The organism is Pseudomonas sp. microsymbiont 2 (assembly GCF_054788395.1).
Window position 1 is genome coordinate 900,551 of record NZ_CM139112.1, and the last position, 15,925, is coordinate 916,475.

A 15,925-nucleotide genomic window follows, 5' to 3' on the forward strand; every position below is an offset into this window, starting at 1 on the left:
GGCGCTGCTGCCTGTCGTCAGCGCCCGGGTGTGGTTATAATCGGCCACTTTATGAGCAAGAAGCGCGTTATGCAGCTGGTTCGAGGTCTTCACAACCTGCGCCCCGAGCACCGGGGCTGTGTCGCCACCATTGGCAACTTCGACGGGGTCCACCGGGGTCACCAGGCGATTCTCGCGCGCCTGCGCGAACGCGGCCAGGAACTGGGCCTGCCCACCTGCGTGGTGATCTTCGAGCCGCAGCCCCGCGAATACTTCGCCCCGGGCAGCGCACCGGCGCGCTTGGCGCGTCTGCGTGACAAGGTCGAGCTGCTGGCCGGCGAGGGCATCGACCGGGTGCTGTGCCTGTCGTTCAACCAGCGCCTGAGCAAGCTCAGCGCCGAGCAGTTCGTCAAGGCAGTGCTGGTCGATGGCCTGGGTGTGCGTCACCTCGAAGTGGGCGACGATTTTCGCTTCGGCTGCGACCGTGCCGGCGATTTCGCCTTCCTCACCGAGGCTGGCAAGCATCATGGTTTCACCGTCGAGGCGGCCAACACCGTGATCCAGGATGGCCTGCGCGTCAGCAGCACCGAAGTGCGCAAGGCCCTGGCCGAGGGTGACTTCGAGCTGGCCGAGCACCTGCTGGGCCGCCCTTATCGCATCACCGGCCGCGTGCTGCACGGCCAGAAGCTGGCGCGCCAGCTCGGCACCCCCACCGCCAACATCCAGCTCAAGCGCCGCCGCGTGCCGCTGTCCGGGGTCTACCTGGCCAGCATCGAGATCGACGGCAAGCACTGGCCGGGTGTCGGCAATATTGGAGTGCGCCCCACCGTCGCCGGTGACGGGCGTCCTCACCTGGAGATTCATCTCCTGGACTACGCCGGCGACCTGTATGGCCGGCGCCTGACGGTGGAATTCCACCACAAGCTGCGTGAAGAGCAGCGTTTCGCCTCCCTGGAGGCGCTGAAGTCGGCGATCGACGCGGACATCGCCGCCGCACGTGCCCACTGGCACGCTCAACCGCTAACGAAGAGCCTGAAATGACCGACTACAAAGCCACGCTTAACCTTCCGGACACCGCCTTCCCCATGAAGGCCGGCCTGCCTCAGCGCGAACCGCAGATCCTGCAGCGCTGGGACAGCATTGGCCTGTACGGTAAGCTGCGCGAGATTGGCAAGGATCGTCCGAAGTTCGTCCTGCACGACGGCCCGCCCTATGCCAACGGCAAGATCCACATCGGTCATGCGCTGAACAAGATTCTCAAGGACATGATCGTCCGCTCCAAGACCCTGTCGGGCTTCGATGCGCCTTATGTCCCGGGCTGGGACTGCCACGGCCTGCCGATCGAGCACAAGGTCGAGGTCACCCACGGCAAGCACCTGACCGCCGATCGCACCCGCGAGCTGTGCCGCGAGTACGCCGCCGAGCAGATCGAAGGGCAGAAGACCGAGTTCATCCGCCTGGGCGTGCTGGGCGACTGGGACAACCCGTACAAGACCATGAACTTCGCCAACGAGGCCGGGGAAATCCGCGCCCTGGCCGAGATGGTCAAGCAAGGTTTCGTGTTCAAGGGCCTCAAGCCTGTGAACTGGTGCTTCGATTGCGGTTCGGCGCTCGCTGAAGCCGAGGTCGAGTACGCCGACAAGAAGTCCCAGACCATCGACGTGGCCTTCCCGGTCGCCGATGCCGACAAGCTGGCCGCCGCCTTCGGCCTGGCCTCGCTGGCCAAGCCCGCCGCCATCGTGATCTGGACCACCACCCCGTGGACCATCCCGGCCAACCAGGCGCTGAACATCCACCCGGACTTCAAGTACGCCCTGGTCGATACCGGCGAGCGCCTGCTGGTGCTGGCCGAGGAACTGGTCGAGTCGTGCCTCAAGCGCTACAACCTCGAAGGTTCGATCATCGCCACCGCGCCGGGCTCGGCCCTGGAGCTGATCAACTTCCGTCACCCGTTCTACGACCGCCTGTCGCCGATCTATCTGGCCGACTACGTCGAACTGGGCGCCGGCACCGGCGTGGTTCACTCCTCGCCAGCTTATGGTGAAGACGACTTCGTCACCTGCAAGCGCTACGGCATGGTCAACGACGACATCCTCACCCCGGTGCAGAGCAACGGCGTGTACGTCGAGTCGCTGCCGTTCTTTGGCGGCCAGTTCATCTGGAAGGCCAACCCGGCCATCGTCGACAAGCTCAGCGAAGTCGGCGCGCTGATGCACACCGAAACCATCAGCCACAGCTACATGCACTGCTGGCGCCACAAGACCCCGCTGATCTACCGCGCCACCGCGCAGTGGTTCGTCGGCATGGACAAGCAGCCAAGCACCGGCGAGCCGCTGCGCGAGCGCGCGCTCAAGGCCATCGAAGAGACCAAGTTCGTCCCGGCCTGGGGCCAGGCGCGCCTGCACTCGATGATCGCCAACCGTCCGGACTGGTGCATCTCGCGTCAGCGTAACTGGGGCGTACCGATTCCGTTCTTCCTCGACAAGCAGACCGGCGAGCTGCACCCGCGCACCGTCGAGCTGATGGAAGCCGTGGCCCAGCGCGTCGAAAAAGAAGGCATCGAGGCCTGGTTCAAACTCGACGCCGCCGAGCTGCTCGGTGACGAGGCCGGCCAGTACGACAAGATCACCGACACCCTCGATGTGTGGTTCGACTCCGGTACCACCCACTGGCACGTGCTGCGCGGCTCCCATGACATCGGTCACGCCACCGGCCCGCGCGCCGACCTGTACCTGGAAGGCTCCGACCAGCACCGCGGCTGGTTCCACTCATCCTTGCTGACCGGTTGCGCCATCGACGGCCACGCGCCGTACCGCGAGCTGCTGACCCACGGCTTCACCGTGGACGAGAACGGCCGCAAGATGTCCAAGTCGCTGGGCAACACCATCGAGCCGCAGAAGGTCAACGATACCCTGGGCGCCGACATCCTGCGTCTGTGGGTCTCGGCCACCGACTACTCCGGCGAGATGGCGGTTTCCGAGCAGATCCTGCAGCGCAGCGCCGACGCCTACCGGCGTATCCGCAACACCGCGCGCTTCCTGCTCTCCAACCTGTCCGGCTTCGACCCGGCCCGCGACCTGCTGCCGGCCGAAGACATGCTGGCCCTGGACCGCTGGGCGGTCGACCGCACCCTGCTGCTGCAGCGCGAGCTGGAAGAGCACTACAGCGAGTACCGTTTCTGGAACGTGTACTCCAAGGTGCACAACTTCTGCGTGCAAGAGCTGGGCGGCTTCTACCTCGACATCATCAAGGACCGCCAGTACACCACCGGCGCCAACAGTGTCGCCCGCCGCTCCTGCCAGACCGCGCTGTACCACATCAGCGAGGCGCTGGTGCGCTGGATCGCGCCGATCCTGGCGTTCACCGCCGACGAGATCTGGCAGTACCTGCCGGGCGAGCGCAACGAGTCGGTGATGCTCAACACCTGGTACCAGGGCCTGACCGAGCTGCCGGAGGGCACCGAGCTGGATCGCGCCTACTGGGATCGCGTGATGGCGGTCAAGGCCGCGGTCAACAAGGAGCTGGAGAACCAGCGCACCGCCAAGGTCATCGGCGGCAACCTGCAGGCCGAAGTCACCCTGTTCGCCGAAGAAGGCCTGACCGCCGACCTGAACAAGCTCGGCGACGAGCTGCGCTTCGTGCTGATCACCTCGGCCGCCAGCGTGGTGCCGTTCGTCCAGGCCCCGGCCGACGCGGTGACAACCGAAGTCGAAGGCCTCAAGCTGAAAGTCGTCAAGTCCGGCCATGCCAAGTGCGGCCGTTGCTGGCACTTCCGCGCCGACGTCGGCAGCCACCCGGAGCACCCGGAGATCTGCGGTCGTTGCGTGGACAACCTGAGCGGTTCCGGTGAGGTGCGCCACTATGCCTAACGCTCCTGCGGGGCGCTTCGGGCGCCTTGCCTGGCTCTGGCTGAGCCTGGTGGTGCTGGTCCTCGACCAGGCCACCAAGCTGTACTTCGACAGCTCGCTGAGCATGTACCAGCAGATCGTGGTCATCCCCGACTACTTCAGCTGGACCCTGGCCTACAACACCGGTGCCGCGTTCAGCTTCCTGGCCGACAGCTCCGGCTGGCAGCGCTGGCTGTTCGCCCTGATCGCCGTGGTGGTCAGCGCCGTGCTGGTGGTCTGGCTCAAGCGCCTGGGGCGCAACGAGACCTGGCTGGCCGTTGCCCTGGCACTGGTGCTGGGCGGCGCGCTGGGCAATCTGTACGACCGCATCGTGCTGGGCCACGTGGTCGACTTCATCCTGGTGCACTGGCAGAACCGCTGGTACTTCCCGGCCTTCAACCTGGCCGACAGCGCCATCACCGTAGGCGCGGTGATGCTGGCGCTGGACATGTTCAAGAGCAAGAAGTCCGAGGAAGCCGTCCATGACTGACACCCGTATCGGCCAGAACACCGAAGTCACCCTGCACTTCGCGCTGCACCTGGAAAACGGCGACACCGTCGACAGCACCTTCGACAAGGCCCCGGCCACGTTCAAGGTCGGCGACGGCAACCTGCTGCCGGGCTTCGAGACCGCGCTGTTCGGCTTCAAGGCCGGCGACAAGCGCAAACTGAGCCTGGCGCCGGAGCATGCCTTCGGCCAGCACAACCCGCAGAACGTGCAGGTGATGCCGCGTTCGCAGTTCGAGGGCATGGAACTGTCCGAAGGGCTGCTGGTGATCTTCAACGATGCCGCCAACACCGAGCTGCCGGGTGTGGTGAAAGCGTTCGACGAACACCAGGTGACCATCGACTTCAACCATCCACTGGCTGGCAAGACCCTGAACTTCGAGGTGGAGATCCTCGACGTGAAGGCCGTGTGAGCCTGGAGCCGAGCATGCAAATCAAACTCGCCAACCCGCGCGGCTTCTGCGCGGGGGTCGACCGGGCGATCGAGATCGTCAACCGTGCCCTGGAAGTCTTCGGACCACCGATCTACGTGCGTCACGAAGTGGTGCACAACAAGTTCGTGGTCGAGGACCTGCGCAACCGTGGCGCGGTGTTCGTCGAAGAACTCGACCAGGTACCGGACGACGTCATCGTCATCTTCAGCGCCCACGGCGTCTCGCAAGCGGTACGCCAGGAGGCCGCCGGCCGTGGTCTGAAAGTGTTCGACGCCACCTGCCCGCTGGTGACCAAGGTGCACATCGAGGTCGCCAAGTACAGCCGCGATGGGCGTGAGACCATCCTCATCGGCCATGAAGGGCACCCGGAAGTCGAGGGCACCATGGGGCAGTATGACGCCAGCAACGGCGGCAGCATCTATCTCGTCGAAGACGAGAAGGACGTCGCCAACCTGCAAGTGCGTAATCCTGACCACCTGGCCTTCGTCACCCAGACCACCCTGTCGATGGACGACACCAGCCGGGTGATCGACGCCTTGCGCGCGCGCTTCCCGAACATCGGTGGCCCGCGCAAGGACGACATCTGCTACGCCACGCAGAACCGCCAGGACGCCGTCAAGCAGCTGGCCGACGAGTGCGACGTGGTGCTGGTGGTCGGCAGCCCCAACAGCTCCAACTCCAACCGCCTGCGCGAGCTGGCCGAGCGCATGAGCACGCCAGCCTACCTGATCGACGGCGCCGAAGACCTGCAGCGTGACTGGTTCGACGGTGTCGAGCGCATCGGCATCACCGCCGGCGCCTCGGCCCCCGAGGTACTGGTGCGTGGCGTGATCGAGCAGCTCAAGGCCTGGGGCGCCACCGGCGCCGAGGAGCTCGACGGGCGCGAGGAGAACATCACCTTCTCCATGCCCAAGGAGCTGCGGGTTCGCTCGCTGATCTGACTCAGCCACCTGCACAGCGGCGGCCTCCGTCGCTGCGCAGGCTGACCCGGCCGGTAGGGCTCAGCACCACCTGGTGACGACTGTCGAGGGTGGTGCGCTGGCAGATGTCCAGTGTGGTGCCGCCGAAGCCGATACCCAACGGTGCCCCCCGACCACTGAACCTCACCGCCCTGGCTGAGGTGGCGCTGATCGGCACCGGCCTGCTCAGGCGCTGCTCGGCCAGTAACTGGCCATCGCGCTCCTGCGACGAGCGCCAGCCCTTGCCCCAGTCGCCTTCCAGTGGTTCGACCAGCACTGCCCTGCGCAACAGTGCCGCCTGGTTGCGCGCCGCGCGCAAGGCCTGCTCCAGCTCCCTGGCCACCGCCGCCAGATGCTGTTCTTCGCTGAAGTTTTTGTAGGCCGTCAATCCCAGGTGAGTCAGAAGGCTCGCCACGGCCAGCATGCACATCATTTGTATCAGTGTTACCCCCTGTTGCCTCACCGTGCATTCCTCCCGGGAAGTGCTTCGCTGTAGCTTCCGGGCAGAGTGGCATGGGCGCCAGTCGGCCGGTTCGGCTATCGGGCGAGGAAAGATCCCAGGAGGGGCGATGCGTGCAAGGGAAGGGGGCATGACCCTGCTGGAGATCTTGCTGGCGATGACGGTGCTGGCGCTGGGCCTGTTCGCATCGGCGGCCTTGCAGTTGCGTGGCATGCAGGCGACCGAGGGCGCACGGCTTTCGGGCCAGGCGCTGCAGCTCGCCCAGGGCATGCTGGAGCAGGGCAGGGCGGCGGGTTCGCTCGATGCCGGAATGCAGGCGGCGTGGCAGGCCCAGGTGATCCGGCAGCTGGGCACCTCGGCGCAAGGGCACCTGAGCCTGTCGGCGGGCATGCTGTCGGTGGAGCTCGATTGGCCCGGCACGGGAGAACAGCGCCAGGCATTGAGCCTGCAAGGCCGGGTCGCGCCATGAGGTACCGGCAGACCGGGCTCGGCCTGATGGAGGCGTTGCTGGCCCTGGCGCTTGGCGCCATGCTGCTGGCGGTCACCGGCCAGGTGTTCGTCTCGGCCCATCACGCCTCGCGCCTGCAGGGCGCGTCGGCTCGCCTGCAGGACGATGCGCGCCTGGCCTTGCAGCGACTGGTCGAGGATGTCCGCCAGGCCGGCATGTTCGGTTGTCTGAGCCTTGAGGCCGCAGACTTCGACGATCCTGCCAGCGCCCAGGCGTTCGCCCACCCCATCGAGATCAGCGACGACGGCCTCACCCTGATTGGCGCACAGCTGCCGGGGCTGCTCGGGCCGCCCGACTGGACGGTGCTCAGCGACTGCCGCAGCTGGGCCAAGGTGCTACGGGGGCAGCATGTGGGGGAGGGCCAGTGGCTGGCCTTGCCCGTGCGCCGGGTGAGCTACCGCGTGCGCAACGGCAGCCTCATGCTCACCAGCAATGCGCAGCACGCCGCGCTGGTCGACAACGTGCGCGCGCTGGAGGTGCGCCGGGTGCGGGAGCGCGAGGGCGAGCGCCTGGATATCCGCCTGACGCTGTTCGATCGGCAGCACTTGCTCGAGCAGCGGCATGCGGTGAGCGTCGCCCTACGCAACGGGCGGACCGAGTCATGACCCGGCAGCGTGGCGTGGTGCTGCTGCTGGCGCTCACCTTGAGCCTGGTGCTTGGCCTGCTGGCCAGCATGGCAGTGCGCGAAGGGCTGCTGCAGCAACGCCAGCTGGGCGAGCAACTGGCCGTCGCCCAGGCCTTCGAGCAGGCGGAGTCGAGCCTGTTCGAGGGCGCCGCCCTGTTGGCCAACGGTGTGCCTGCGCCATGCCTGCCGTGCCAGCCGCCAGGCCAGCCGGGCGAGCAACCGTCCTTGCCCTGGTTGCGTACCGACAGTGGCTTCGTCCTGCTGCAGACCCTTGGGCCTAGTACGCGTGTCGCAGGCATGCCGCCGGGCGATCGCCTGACGCTGGTGCGGGTGACTGCCGTCAGTCGCCAGGTCCGTGCTCGTCAGCTATTGGAAGCGGTGTATGCCGTTGATGACATGGCCAGCGTCACCCGGGTCAGCTGGCGCCAGCGTTTGGAGGGCGACTGACATGCAGCGCGGTCTTGGTCTGATCGAGTTATTGATTGTCGTGGCCGTGATCGGCATGCTGGCAGCCATTGCCTACCCCAGCTACAGCGACCAGCTGCGGCGCGCCGCGCGCAGCGAGGTGGTCGGCCTGCTGCAGGACGCGGCGTTGCGCCTGGAGCAGCATCGGGTGCGCGCGGGCGGTTATGCCGACACCGAGCAGCTGACCACTACGTTACCCGCTGGCAATCGCTACTACCGCCTGCAGGCCCGACGCGACAACGACGGTTTCCAGTTGCTCGCCACGCGCTTGCCACAAGCTTTCATGGCCGACGACCGCTGCGGCGACTTTCGCCTGGATCAGAGCGGCGGGCGCGACAACCCGGGCAGCGGTGAAAGCAGTGACGCATGCTGGGGCAGCTGAAGCGCATGAGGTGCCCGCGCACCGTGGAATTACTTCAGATGTTGGATCGAACGATGAGCAAGCAAGTAGTGATTGTCGGCGGTGGAGTCATCGGCCTGCTGACGGCGTTCAACCTGGCGGCCGAGGTCGACCGTGTGGTGGTGTGCGACCAGGGCGAAGTGGGGCGTGAGTCGTCCTGGGCCGGTGGCGGCATCGTTTCGCCGCTGTATCCGTGGCGCTACAGCCCGGCGGTGACCGCGCTGGCGCACTGGTCGCAGGATTTTTATCCACAGCTGGGCGAGCGCCTGTTCGCCAGCACCGGTGTCGATCCCGAGGTGCACACCACCGGGCTGTACTGGCTGGATCTGGACGACGAGGCCGAGGCCCTGGCCTGGGCGGCGCGCGAGCATCGCCCGCTCAGCGCGGTGGATATTTCGGCGGCCTACGACGCCGTGCCAGTGCTCGGCCCGGGTTACCGCCATGCCATCTACATGGCGGGCGTGGCCAACGTGCGCAACCCGCGGCTGGTGAAGTCGCTCAAGGCCGCGCTGCAGGCGTTGCCGAACGTGACCCTGCGCGAGCATTGCCAGATCACGGGTTTCGTCCATGAAGGTGAGCGCGTCGTTGGTGTGCAGACCGAGAAAGGCGTGATTGCCGCCGACGATGTGGTGCTCAGTGCCGGTGCCTGGAGCGGTGACCTGCTGCGCAGCCTCGGGCTGACGCTGCCGGTGGAACCGGTGAAGGGCCAGATGATCCTGTTCAAGTGCGCCGAGGACTTCCTGCCGAGCATGGTCCTGGCCAAAGGCCGCTATGCGATCCCGCGTCGGGATGGACACATTCTGGTGGGCAGCACCTTGGAACATGCCGGTTACGACAAGACCCCGACTGGCGAGGCGCTGGAGAGCCTGAAGGCTTCGGCGCTGGAGTTGTTGCCGGCCCTGGCGGATGCCGAGGTGGTCGGGCACTGGGCCGGCCTGCGCCCAGGGTCGCCGGAAGGCATCCCGTATATCGGCAAGGTGCCGGGGCAGGCAGGGTTGTGGCTGAACTGCGGGCATTACCGCAACGGGCTGGTGCTGGCGCCGGCGTCGTGCCAGCTGTTCACCGACTTGCTGACAGGGGCCGAGCCGATCATTGACCCGGCGCCGTATGCGCCTGAGGGGCGGTTGGGCTGAGTTTGCCGTTCTCCTCCCCTGTAGGAGCGGCCTTGTGTCGCGAAAGGGCCGCAGGGCGGCCCCGACAATCTTTGCGTCAACGCTGAAACCCTGGGGCTGCTGCGCAGCCCTTTCGCGACACAAGGCCGCTCCTGCAGGGATCGTGTAAGGCGCGTCGGTCAGCGTTGCTGGCCTGGCCCTTGCTCCAGATGCTGCTGGCTGCAGTACCACTCCTGGCCACGCTGCAACGCCCGGTCGTTGGGCAGGTGCACGCCGCAATGGGCGCAGCGCACCATCTTCAGCGGGTCCTGCAGGCGCGGCTCGGCAGGCGATTGCTGAGAGGCTTTGAACTTGCGCCACAGCCAGAACGCGGCGGCGATCAGGGCGATCCAGAAGAGTAGGCGAACCATGGTGTCCAGCTTGTCGAGAAAAGAAGCCGACAGTCTAGGACGCTGCCAATAAAAAAGGGAGGCCTCGGGCCTCCCTTTCGTGTCACGGCGTGGGTCAGTCGAACAGACCGAAGGTCATGTAGCTGAACCACGAGCGTTCTTCCTCGGCGCCTTTCGGCCCTTCCGGCAGGATCGGGTCGCCGTTCTCGTCCTTGGGCAGCAGCTCGGCTGGCATTTCCGAACGGGCGTCCTGGAATTGCTTGACCACGTCCTGGTTGGCACGGGTCTCGCCCGGCGGCAGTGGCGTGTCGGTCTCGATCAGGCCCAGGGTGGCCTTGGACAGCCAGGAGCGATTGCCGCTCTCGTCCACCTTGGTGACGAACTGGCCATCGACCAGGCTTGGGTGGTCCGGGTAGTTGAGCTTGAGCGTTTCAAGGCTGGTGGCGGCCAGCTCGTCCAGGTGCATGCGCTGGTACGACTCGACCATCACCGCCAGGCCATCGCCCACCGACGGGGTTTCCTGGAAGTTCTCCACCACGTAGCGGCCACGGTTGGCAGCGGCCACGTAGGCTTCGCGGCTCAGGTAGTAGTTGGCCACGTGGATTTCGTAGGCGGCCAGCAGGTTGCGCAGGTAGATCATGCGCTGCTTGGCGTCCGGGGCGTAGCGGCTGTTGGGGAAGCGGCTGGTCAGCTGGGCGAACTCGTTGTACGAGTCGCGGGCGGCGCCCGGGTCACGCTTGGTCATGTCCAGCGGCAGGAAGCGCGCCAGCAGGCCACGGTCCTGGTCGAACGAAGTCAGGCCCTTGAGGTAGTAGGCGTAGTCGACGTTCGGGTGCTGCGGGTGCAGGCGGATGAAGCGCTCGGCGGCGGATTTGGCGGCCTCGGGCTCGGAGTTCTTGTAGTTGGCGTAGATCAGCTCGAGCTGGGCCTGGTCGGCGTAGCGGCCGAACGGATAGCGCGATTCCAGGGCCTTGAGCTTGTTCACGGCGCTGGTATAGCTGGAGTTGTCCAGGTCGGCCTGCGCCTGCTGGTACAGCTCGGCCTCGCTGAGGTTCTCGTCAATGACTTCCTTGTTCGAGGAACAGGCAGCGGTGAGCCCGAGGATGGCGATCAGCAGCAGGTGTTTCACTTGCATGGCGGCTTGCGTCCCTTTGACGGCCGCTGTCTTGGGCGGTGCCGTCCTGTTATGATGAGCGCCCCCGGCCAAACCCCGGGGCAAAAGAAGCCGTATTTAACCACAAGCGCGCAGCCGAAACCAAAGGCTGAACGCCCGTCGATTCGAGCATGTCCGAGATCATTCAACTTAGCGCAGAGGTCCCGTCCGAACTGGGCGGCCAACGCCTCGACCAAGTCGCCGCCCAACTGTTCGCCGAGTACTCGCGTTCGCGCCTGGCCTCGTGGATCAAGGATGGCCGCCTGACCGTCGATGGCGCGGTGCTGCGACCGCGCGACACCGTCCACACCGGCTCCATCCTGGCCCTCGAGGCCGAGCAGGAGGCCCAGGGCGAATGGGTGGCTCAGGACATCGAGCTGGACATCGTCTACGAGGACGACCAGATCCTGGTGATCAACAAGCCCGCGGGCCTGGTGGTCCACCCGGCAGCGGGTCATCCCGACGGCACCCTGCTCAATGCCCTGCTGCACCACGTGCCGGACATCGTCAACGTGCCGCGCGCCGGTATCGTCCACCGCCTGGACAAGGACACCACCGGCCTGATGGTGGTGGCCAAGACCCTGCAGGCGCAGACCAACCTGGTCGACCAGTTGCAGAAGCGTTCGGTCAGCCGTGTCTACGAGTGCATCGTGGTTGGCGTGGTGATCGCCGGCGGCAAGATCGACGCGCCGATCGGCCGTCACGGTGGCGAGCGCCAGCGCATGGCGGTGACCGAAGGCGGCAAGCCGGCCGTCAGCCACTACCGCGTGCTCAAGCGCTTCCGTTCGCACACCCATGTGCGGGTCAAGCTGGAAACCGGCCGCACCCACCAGATTCGCGTGCACATGGCGCATGTCGGTTATCCGCTGGTCGGCGACCAGACCTATGGTGTGCGTTTCCGCATTCCGCCCGCGGCCAGCGTGGCCATGGTCGAGGCGGTGAAGAACTTCCCGCGCCAGGCCTTGCATGCGCGCTTCCTGGCGCTGGACCACCCGACCACCGGTGAGCGCATGGAGTGGGCCTCGCCGCTGCCGGACGATTTCCTCTGGCTGCTGTCGCTGCTCAACGACGACCGCGAGAGCTTTATCGGATGAGCGGTCTGACGCAGTCGCTGATCCTCCCCGACTGGCCAGCCCCGGCCTCGGTTCGCGCCTGCGTCACCACCCGCGAGGGCGGTGTCAGCCTGCCGCCCTACGAATCGTTCAATCTCGGCGACCATGTGGGCGATGCCCCGCTGGCGGTCGCTGAGAATCGCCGTCGCCTCAGCGATGAATTCGCCATCCAGCCCGCCTGGCTCAAGCAGGTGCATGGGCTGGTGGTGGCCGACGCCGATCCCGCCGTGGTGGCCGAGGCCGATGCCAGTTGGACCGACCGGCCTGGCATCGCCTGCACCGTGATGACCGCCGATTGCCTGCCAGCCCTGTTCTGCGACCGCGCCGGTACGCGTGTCGCCGCTGCCCATGCCGGCTGGCGCGGGTTGGCCGGTGGCGTGCTCGAAGCGACCCTCGATCGCCTGGCCCTGGCGCCTGAAGAGGTGCTGGTGTGGTTGGGGCCGGCCATCGGGCCACAAGCGTTCGAAGTGGGGCTGGAAGTGCGCGATGCCTTTACCGCCGTGCATCCCGAAGCCGCCACGGCGTTCGTCGACGGCGAGCGTCCGGGCAAGCTGATGGCCGATATCTACCAGCTGGCGCGCATCCGCCTGGCGGCGCGAGGTGTCACCGCCGTGTATGGCGGCGGGTTCTGCACCGTCAGTGACCCGCGCTTCTTCTCCTATCGCCGCACCCCGCAGGGTGGGCGCTTCGCTTCGCTGGTCTGGTTGCAGTCTTGATGAAGCCGGGGGCGCTTTGCGCCCCTTTCGCGACACAAGGCCGCTCCTACAGGACTGCGCGATTCTCTGTAGGAGCGGCCTTGTGTCGCGAAAGGGCTGCAAAGCAGCCCCCAGGCCATCCACCGCCTGCTGACCTCTGTCAACCCCGCTACGCTTGAATCTTCCAGAATTGCCCCTATCTATTGGTCATCTCAGGCAGGTTCATCATCAAGGTGCTGTCCATCGCTCCGCCTGCCCTTTAAAAGGAAGGTACCCCCATGCGCATAGACCGACTGACCAGCAAGCTGCAACTCGCGTTATCCGATGCCCAATCCCTGGCCGTGGGCATGGACCACCCTGCCATCGAGCCCCTGCACCTGCTGCAGGCACTGATCGACCAGCAGGGTGGCTCCATCAAGCCGCTGCTGATGCAGGTCGGCTTCGACATCAACAGCCTGCGCAAGGCGTTGACCAAGGAGCTCGACCAGCTGCCGAAAATCCAGAACCCGACCGGCGACGTGAACATGTCCCAGGACCTGGCGCGCCTGCTCAATCAAGCCGACCGCCTGGCCCAGCAGAAGGGCGACCAGTTCATCTCCAGCGAGCTGGTGCTGCTCGCCGCCATGGACGAGAACAGCAAGGTCGGCAAGCTGCTGCTCGGCCAGGGCGTGAGCAAGAAGGCCCTGGAAAACGCCATCAACAACCTGCGCGGCGGCGCGGCGGTGAACGACGCCAACGCCGAGGAGTCGCGCCAGGCCCTGGACAAGTACACCGTCGACCTGACCAAGCGCGCCGAGGAAGGCAAGCTGGATCCGGTGATCGGCCGTGACGACGAAATCCGCCGCACTGTGCAGGTGCTGCAACGCCGTACCAAGAACAACCCAGTGCTGATCGGTGAGCCCGGCGTGGGCAAGACCGCCATCGCCGAAGGCCTGGCCCAGCGCATCATCAACGGCGAAGTGCCCGACGGCCTGAAGGGCAAGCGCCTGCTGGCGCTGGACATGGGCGCGCTGATCGCCGGCGCCAAGTACCGCGGCGAGTTCGAAGAGCGGCTCAAGGCGCTGCTCAATGAGCTGTCCAAGCAGGAAGGCCAGATCATCCTGTTCATCGACGAGCTGCACACCATGGTCGGCGCCGGCAAAGGCGAGGGCGCCATGGACGCTGGCAACATGCTCAAGCCGGCCCTGGCCCGTGGCGAGCTGCACTGCGTCGGCGCCACCACGCTCAACGAGTACCGCCAGTTCATCGAAAAGGACGCCGCCCTCGAGCGCCGTTTCCAGAAGGTGCTGGTCGAGGAGCCGAGCGAGGAAGACACCATCGCCATCCTGCGCGGCCTGAAAGAACGCTATGAAGTGCACCACAAGGTGGCCATCACCGACGGCGCGATCATCGCCGCGGCCAAGCTCAGCCACCGCTACATCACCGATCGCCAACTGCCGGACAAGGCCATCGACCTGATCGACGAAGCCGCCAGCCGTATCCGCATGGAAATCGACTCCAAGCCGGAAGTGCTCGATCGCCTCGACCGTCGTCTGATTCAGCTGAAGGTGGAATCCCAGGCGCTGAAGAAAGAAGAAGACGAAGCGGCGAAGAAACGTCTGGAGAAACTGACCGAAGAAATCGAGCGCCTGGAGCGTGAATACTCCGACCTCGAAGAAATCTGGGCCTCGGAAAAAGCCGAAGTGCAGGGCTCGGCGCAGATCCAGCAAAGGATCGAGCAGGCCCGCCAGGAGCTGGAAGCCGCCCGCCGCAAGGGCGACCTGAGCCGTATGGCCGAGCTGCAGTACGGGGTGATCCCGGACCTGGAGCGCAGCCTGCAGATGGTCGACCAGCACGGCAAGACCGAGAACCAGCTGCTGCGCAATAAGGTGACCGAGGAAGAAATCGCCGAAGTGGTCTCCAAGTGGACCGGCATCCCGGTGGCCAAGATGCTCGAAGGCGAGCGCGAGAAGCTGCTGAAGATGGAAAACCTGCTGCACGAGCGGGTGATCGGCCAGGACGAGGCGGTGACCGCCGTGGCCAACGCCGTGCGTCGCTCCCGCGCCGGGCTGTCCGATCCGAACCGCCCGAGCGGCTCGTTCCTGTTCCTCGGGCCTACCGGGGTGGGCAAGACCGAGCTGTGCAAGGCGCTGGCCGAGTTCCTCTTCGACACCGAGGAGGCCATGGTGCGCATCGATATGTCCGAGTTCATGGAGAAGCACTCCGTGGCTCGCCTGATCGGTGCCCCGCCAGGCTACGTGGGCTATGAAGAGGGCGGCTACCTGACCGAGGCCGTGCGTCGCAAGCCGTACTCGGTGGTGCTGCTCGACGAGGTGGAGAAAGCCCACCCGGATGTGTTCAACGTGCTGCTGCAGGTGCTCGAAGATGGCCGCCTGACCGACAGCCACGGGCGTACCGTGGATTTTCGCAACACGGTGATCGTGATGACCTCCAACCTGGGCTCGGCGCAGATCCAGGAGTTGGCCGGCGACCGCGAGGCCCAGCGCGCGGCGGTGATGGACGCGGTGGGTTCGCACTTCCGTCCGGAGTTTATCAACCGGATCGACGAAGTGGTGGTGTTCGAGCCGCTGGGTCGCGAGCAGATCGCCGGCATCACCGAGATCCAGCTCGGCCGCCTGCGCAGCCGCCTGGCCGAGCGCGAGCTGTCGCTGAGCCTGAGCCCGGAGGCGCTGGACAAGCTGATCGCCGTTGGTTACGACCCGGTGTATGGCGCACGGCCGCTCAAGCGGGCGATCCAGCGCTGGATCGAGAACCCGCTGGCGCAGCTGATCCTGGCTGGCGAGTTCCTGCCTGGCGCGGCGATCACCGCGAAGGTGGAGGGCGACGAGATCGTCTTTGCCTGATCATCTGGCTGTTGATGAAGAGCCCCGCACATGCGGGGCTTTTTTATGTTGGTTGTCCTGGCGCCATCGCGGGTCAAGCCCGCTCCCACGACGGATCTGCGTGAGATGCTCTATGCACGTGGGAGCGGGCTTGACCCGCGATAAGGCCAGTGCAGGCGCCGCAACCCCCTGATTTTCCGGCTTCCTACCTAACTTGCTGAAAATTTTGAAAAAAGTTCTTGCACAAAAATCAGAGTGCCCCTAATATTCGCCCCGCTGTCAGGCACTGAGCAGATCGCCAGCAACACCGACGATCTGAAAACAACTTACAAATCAGTAAGTTGAACGAAAAAAAGTGGTTGACAAGCAAAACGAAGAATGTAGAATAGCCGGCCTCAGCAGCGACAACGCTGAAGAG

Annotated in this window: 16 protein-coding genes; 13 read left to right on the forward strand and 3 right to left on the reverse strand. The window is 65.7% G+C overall.

The annotated features are described in order from the left end of the window. Positions 1-69: 69 nt before the first annotated feature. Genes ribF through ispH form a run of 5 tightly spaced genes read left to right on the forward strand, consistent with a single transcriptional unit; the run spans position 70 to position 5,748 of the window. Positions 70-1,020, forward strand: a complete 951-nt coding sequence (ribF, locus tag ACYUME_RS04095; protein ID WP_460418119.1) for a bifunctional riboflavin kinase/FAD synthetase — start codon at positions 70-72, stop codon at positions 1,018-1,020. Beyond that, complete coding sequence (ileS, locus tag ACYUME_RS04100; RefSeq protein ID WP_460418120.1) at positions 1,017-3,848, forward strand: isoleucine--tRNA ligase; 2,832 nt, start codon at positions 1,017-1,019, stop codon at positions 3,846-3,848. Before ribF ends, ileS begins: the two co-directional genes overlap by 4 nt. Next, positions 3,841-4,356: a signal peptidase II gene (gene lspA, locus ACYUME_RS04105; protein WP_279881964.1), complete on the forward strand. Its 516-nt coding sequence runs from the start codon at positions 3,841-3,843 to the stop codon at positions 4,354-4,356. Before ileS ends, lspA begins: the two co-directional genes overlap by 8 nt. Beyond that, positions 4,349-4,786: an FKBP-type peptidyl-prolyl cis-trans isomerase gene (fkpB, locus tag ACYUME_RS04110; RefSeq protein ID WP_279881962.1), complete on the forward strand. Its 438-nt coding sequence runs from the start codon at positions 4,349-4,351 to the stop codon at positions 4,784-4,786. Before lspA ends, fkpB begins: the two co-directional genes overlap by 8 nt. A 14-nt stretch (positions 4,787-4,800) precedes the next feature. Further along, entirely contained in the window at positions 4,801-5,748 is a 948-nt protein-coding gene (gene ispH, locus ACYUME_RS04115) for a 4-hydroxy-3-methylbut-2-enyl diphosphate reductase (protein WP_460418121.1), read from the forward strand. A gap of 1 nt (position 5,749) precedes the next feature. On the opposite strand, the gene ACYUME_RS04120 is transcribed toward ispH, so the two are convergent. Then, positions 5,750-6,190, reverse strand: coding sequence for a GspH/FimT family pseudopilin (locus ACYUME_RS04120; RefSeq protein WP_460418122.1), 441 nt, complete (start codon positions 6,188-6,190; stop codon positions 5,750-5,752). Between the two features lie 145 nt (positions 6,191-6,335). Between ACYUME_RS04120 and ACYUME_RS04125 the strand changes: the two genes are divergently transcribed. The 5 genes from ACYUME_RS04125 to thiO are packed head-to-tail and all read left to right on the forward strand — an operon-like array spanning position 6,336 to position 9,357. Continuing rightward, positions 6,336-6,695 carry a type IV pilus modification PilV family protein gene (locus tag ACYUME_RS04125; protein ID WP_460418123.1) on the forward strand — a complete coding sequence of 120 codons (360 nt, stop codon included), beginning with the start codon at positions 6,336-6,338 and terminating at the stop codon, positions 6,693-6,695. Continuing rightward, entirely contained in the window at positions 6,692-7,339 is a 648-nt protein-coding gene (locus ACYUME_RS04130) for a PilW family protein (protein ID WP_460418124.1), read from the forward strand. The genes ACYUME_RS04125 and ACYUME_RS04130 overlap by 4 nt, the downstream gene beginning before the upstream one ends. Further along, positions 7,336-7,806, forward strand: a complete 471-nt coding sequence (locus ACYUME_RS04135) for a hypothetical protein (protein ID WP_460418125.1) — start codon at positions 7,336-7,338, stop codon at positions 7,804-7,806. The genes ACYUME_RS04130 and ACYUME_RS04135 overlap by 4 nt, the downstream gene beginning before the upstream one ends. A gap of 1 nt (position 7,807) precedes the next feature. Next, a complete protein-coding gene (locus tag ACYUME_RS04140; protein WP_279881944.1) occupies positions 7,808-8,206 on the forward strand; it encodes a type IV pilin protein in 399 nt (132 codons plus the stop codon). A 53-nt stretch (positions 8,207-8,259) separates the two neighbouring features. Next, complete coding sequence (gene thiO, locus ACYUME_RS04145) at positions 8,260-9,357, forward strand: glycine oxidase ThiO (RefSeq protein ID WP_460418126.1); 1,098 nt, start codon at positions 8,260-8,262, stop codon at positions 9,355-9,357. Positions 9,358-9,515: 158 nt separating this feature from the next. Here thiO and ACYUME_RS04150 read toward each other — a convergent pair whose 3' ends face one another. After that, positions 9,516-9,746, reverse strand: coding sequence for a PP0621 family protein (locus ACYUME_RS04150; RefSeq protein ID WP_279881940.1), 231 nt, complete (start codon positions 9,744-9,746; stop codon positions 9,516-9,518). A 94-nt stretch (positions 9,747-9,840) separates the two neighbouring features. Further along, the gene (locus tag ACYUME_RS04155; protein WP_279881937.1) at positions 9,841-10,860 is read right to left on the reverse strand and encodes an outer membrane protein assembly factor BamD; all 1,020 of its coding nucleotides are present in this window, start codon (positions 10,858-10,860) and stop codon (positions 9,841-9,843) included. A 149-nt stretch (positions 10,861-11,009) separates the two neighbouring features. Between ACYUME_RS04155 and rluD the strand changes: the two genes are divergently transcribed. The 3 genes from rluD to clpB all read left to right on the forward strand — a co-directional run bounded on the left by rluD (position 11,010) and on the right by clpB (position 15,528). Then, positions 11,010-11,972 (forward strand): 23S rRNA pseudouridine(1911/1915/1917) synthase RluD, encoded by a 963-nt coding sequence (gene rluD, locus ACYUME_RS04160; protein WP_279881934.1) that lies wholly within the window; start codon positions 11,010-11,012, stop codon positions 11,970-11,972. After that, positions 11,969-12,706 carry a peptidoglycan editing factor PgeF gene (gene pgeF, locus ACYUME_RS04165; protein ID WP_460418127.1) on the forward strand — a complete coding sequence of 246 codons (738 nt, stop codon included), beginning with the start codon at positions 11,969-11,971 and terminating at the stop codon, positions 12,704-12,706. The genes rluD and pgeF overlap by 4 nt, the downstream gene beginning before the upstream one ends. 257 nt (positions 12,707-12,963) lie before the next feature. Then, complete coding sequence (clpB, locus tag ACYUME_RS04170; RefSeq protein WP_279881928.1) at positions 12,964-15,528, forward strand: ATP-dependent chaperone ClpB; 2,565 nt, start codon at positions 12,964-12,966, stop codon at positions 15,526-15,528. The last annotated feature ends 397 nt before the right edge of the window (positions 15,529-15,925 follow it).

What these genes read in the sequence shown, in the direction of transcription:
- ribF (WP_460418119.1), top strand. Translation starts at nt 70, where the DNA reads ATGCAGCTGGTTCGAGGTCTTCACAACCTGCGCCCCGAGCACCGGGGC.
- ileS (WP_460418120.1), top strand. Translation starts at nt 1,017, where the DNA reads ATGACCGACTACAAAGCCACGCTTAACCTTCCGGACACCGCCTTCCCC.
- lspA (WP_279881964.1), top strand. Translation starts at nt 3,841, where the DNA reads ATGCCTAACGCTCCTGCGGGGCGCTTCGGGCGCCTTGCCTGGCTCTGG.
- fkpB (WP_279881962.1), top strand. Translation starts at nt 4,349, where the DNA reads ATGACTGACACCCGTATCGGCCAGAACACCGAAGTCACCCTGCACTTC.
- ispH (WP_460418121.1), top strand. Translation starts at nt 4,801, where the DNA reads ATGCAAATCAAACTCGCCAACCCGCGCGGCTTCTGCGCGGGGGTCGAC.
- ACYUME_RS04120 (WP_460418122.1), bottom strand. Translation starts at nt 6,190, where the DNA reads ATGCTGGCCGTGGCGAGCCTTCTGACTCACCTGGGATTGACGGCCTAC.
- ACYUME_RS04125 (WP_460418123.1), top strand. Translation starts at nt 6,336, where the DNA reads ATGCGTGCAAGGGAAGGGGGCATGACCCTGCTGGAGATCTTGCTGGCG.
- ACYUME_RS04130 (WP_460418124.1), top strand. Translation starts at nt 6,692, where the DNA reads ATGAGGTACCGGCAGACCGGGCTCGGCCTGATGGAGGCGTTGCTGGCC.
- ACYUME_RS04135 (WP_460418125.1), top strand. Translation starts at nt 7,336, where the DNA reads ATGACCCGGCAGCGTGGCGTGGTGCTGCTGCTGGCGCTCACCTTGAGC.
- ACYUME_RS04140 (WP_279881944.1), top strand. Translation starts at nt 7,808, where the DNA reads ATGCAGCGCGGTCTTGGTCTGATCGAGTTATTGATTGTCGTGGCCGTG.
- thiO (WP_460418126.1), top strand. Translation starts at nt 8,260, where the DNA reads ATGAGCAAGCAAGTAGTGATTGTCGGCGGTGGAGTCATCGGCCTGCTG.
- ACYUME_RS04150 (WP_279881940.1), bottom strand. Translation starts at nt 9,746, where the DNA reads ATGGTTCGCCTACTCTTCTGGATCGCCCTGATCGCCGCCGCGTTCTGG.
- ACYUME_RS04155 (WP_279881937.1), bottom strand. Translation starts at nt 10,860, where the DNA reads ATGCAAGTGAAACACCTGCTGCTGATCGCCATCCTCGGGCTCACCGCT.
- rluD (WP_279881934.1), top strand. Translation starts at nt 11,010, where the DNA reads ATGTCCGAGATCATTCAACTTAGCGCAGAGGTCCCGTCCGAACTGGGC.
- pgeF (WP_460418127.1), top strand. Translation starts at nt 11,969, where the DNA reads ATGAGCGGTCTGACGCAGTCGCTGATCCTCCCCGACTGGCCAGCCCCG.
- clpB (WP_279881928.1), top strand. Translation starts at nt 12,964, where the DNA reads ATGCGCATAGACCGACTGACCAGCAAGCTGCAACTCGCGTTATCCGAT.